This window comes from Gulosibacter sp. 10 (assembly GCF_900163695.1).
GTDB lineage: Bacteria > Actinomycetota > Actinomycetes > Actinomycetales > Microbacteriaceae > Gulosibacter.
The window spans coordinates 1-1,607 of record NZ_FUIC01000013.1; the positions used below are offsets into that span (position 1 = coordinate 1).

Here is a 1,607-nt window from a genome sequence, read left to right on the forward strand (position 1 = left end):
GTCGTCGCCAAAATTCGGAGGGATGGAAGGGGGCGCGAAGGAGGCGCGGAGGGAGAGAGTGGGGGAAAGTACATGAGCGGGGCGGAAGCTCTGGGAGAAGGCACATGTGCGGGGGTTCGGGGCCCGGCATGATCGGTGGAGTCCTGACCCGGGCCGCGCACCGACGGCCCGGAAAGCATCCGCGATCAACGGAGATCAACATGAGTTCACGCACGGATTCATCCGTCGACCCCACGGCGACGGCAGGCGCCGACAAACCCAAGACCTCGCCCATCCGCAAGGTCGTCGCCGCCTCCATGGCCGGCACCGTCGCCGAGTGGTACGAGTTCTTCATCTACGGCACCGCCGCGACCCTCGTCTTCGGCACCCTGTTCTTCCCCATCACCGGCAACCCGCTCGACGGCATCATCGCGGCGTTCTCCACCTACGCCGTCGGCTTCATCGCCCGCCCGCTCGGCGGCATCGTCTTCGGCCACTTCGGCGACCGCTACGGCCGCAAGAAGCTGCTGCAGTTCTCGCTGCTGCTCGTCGGCGGCTCCACCTTCCTCATGGGCTGCCTGCCCGGATTCGACTCCTGGGGCTACGCCGCGCCCATCGCGCTCGTGCTGCTGCGGTTCATCCAGGGCTTCGCGCTCGGCGGCGAATGGGGCGGCGCGGTGCTGCTCATCAGCGAGCACTCGCCCAAGGAGAAGCGCGGGTTCTACGCATCCTTCCCGCAGGCCGCCGCGCCCGTCGGCAACATCCTCGCCACCGTCGTCATCCTGGTGCTCTCGACCGTGCTCGACGACGACAGCTTCATGGCCTGGGGCTGGCGCGTGGCCTTCTGGCTGTCGGCGTTCATCGTCTTCATCGGCTGGATGATCCGCCGCACGATCGAGGACGCCCCCGTGTTCCGGGAGGCGCTGCGCAAGCAGGAGACCGAGCAGCAGAACGCCGCCTCGCTCCGCGAGGTCATCCGCCTCTACCCGGGCACCGTCGTCAAGACGATCCTCATGCGCCTCGGCGAGAACACCTCGTACTACATCATGATCGTGTTCTCGATCACCTACGCCACGACCACCGTCGGCATGGAGCGCGGCGACATCCTCATGGCGCTGTTCATCGCGAACGTGGTGCAGATCGTCACGCAGCTGTGGGGCGGCTCGCTCTCCGACCGGTTCGGTCGCAAGAACGCGATCCTCATCGGCTACGCGGGCATCGCCATCTGGCTGGTCACCTTCTTCCCCGCGATGGATACGGGCAACTTCTGGCTCGTGACGGCCTCGCTCGTGGTCGGCATCGGCATGCAGGGCGTCGCCTACGCGCCGCAGGGCGCGCTGTTCTCCGAGGTGTTCCCGACCCGCATGCGCTACACCGGCGCCGGCTTCACCTACCAGGTGGCCTCGATCATCGCGGGCTCGATCGCGCCGATGGTGGCCGCGTTCCTGCTCTCGCAGGCCGGGCACTGGTGGCCGATCGCGATCTACCTCGGCGTCACCATCGTGATCTCGATCATCGCGCTCCTCTCGCTGCACGAGACCAAGGGCGTGCAGCTCGAGGACGTCGACCGCGAGGAGGAGGCCCGCCGCTAGCCCCGCCGCCCCGCGCTCCTTACCCCTCCCTGCGCC

1 protein-coding gene is annotated in these 1,607 nt (G+C 67.7%); it reads left to right on the top strand.

Features of this window, described 5'->3' with window-relative positions; genetic code table 11:
- Window positions 1-200 precede the first annotated feature (200 nt).
- Complete coding sequence (locus FM112_RS05485) at window positions 201-1,571, top strand: MFS transporter (protein ID WP_087004703.1); 1,371 nt, start codon at window positions 201-203, stop codon at window positions 1,569-1,571.
- The last annotated feature ends 36 nt before the right edge of the window (window positions 1,572-1,607 follow it).

Coding starts and splice junctions, on each gene's coding strand:
- FM112_RS05485 (WP_087004703.1), top strand. CDS start 201: ATGAGTTCACGCACGGATTCATCCGTCGACCCCACGGCGACGGCAGGC.